Raw genomic sequence first — 680 nt, 5'->3', positions numbered from 1 at the left:
CGCATCTCAGTTTCAATAGCATTTAGCACTTCCCATTTATTGAGGCTCCACATAGGACCAATCAGCATATCTCTAGGTGCATCTCCTGTAATTCGATGGATGACGATATGCTTAGGAATGATTTCTAGTTGGTCACAAATGACCTTGACATACTCGTCCTGACTCATCAGTTGCAAGCGTCCTTCGTGGTAATCTCGCTGCATCCGTGTATTAGTCATCAGGTGAAGCAAGTGCAGTTTAATTCCTTGAATATCATTGTCCGTGACACAGCGACGGACATTTTCAATCATCATCTCATGAGTCTCACCGGGCAAACCATTGATCAAATGGGAAACAATCTCAATCTTGGGATACTTTCTCAAGCGTTTTACTGTTTCAACATACAATTCATAAGAATGGGCACGGTTAATCAGGTCAGAGGTTGCTTCAAAGGTTGTCTGTAATCCCAATTCAACCGTCAAATGCATGCGTTCCGATAACTCAGCCAAATATTCGATTGTTTCATCAGGTAAGCAATCCGGACGTGTTCCGATATTGATCCCTACTACACCTGGCTCGTTGATAGCCTGCTCATAACGTTCCCGAATCACTTCCACCTTTTCATGGGTGTTGGTAAAGTTTTGGAAATAAACCAAGTACTTCTGAACATCTGGCCATTTGCGGTGCATAAAGTCAATTTC

The 680-nt window shown here is 42.6% G+C and carries 1 protein-coding gene; it reads right to left on the bottom strand.

Annotated elements, in window-relative coordinates:
• A partial coding sequence (locus GMD1S_RS08610; RefSeq protein WP_000341702.1) for a TIGR01212 family radical SAM protein occupies positions 1-680 on the bottom strand: 680 nt, incomplete at both ends.

Origin of the sequence: Streptococcus sp. GMD1S (genome assembly GCF_000296875.1) — a bacterium.
Classification (GTDB): domain Bacteria; phylum Bacillota; class Bacilli; order Lactobacillales; family Streptococcaceae; genus Streptococcus.
The sequence above is the reverse complement of the archived record's forward strand: the minus strand, read 5'-3'. Positions and strand labels throughout refer to the sequence as shown.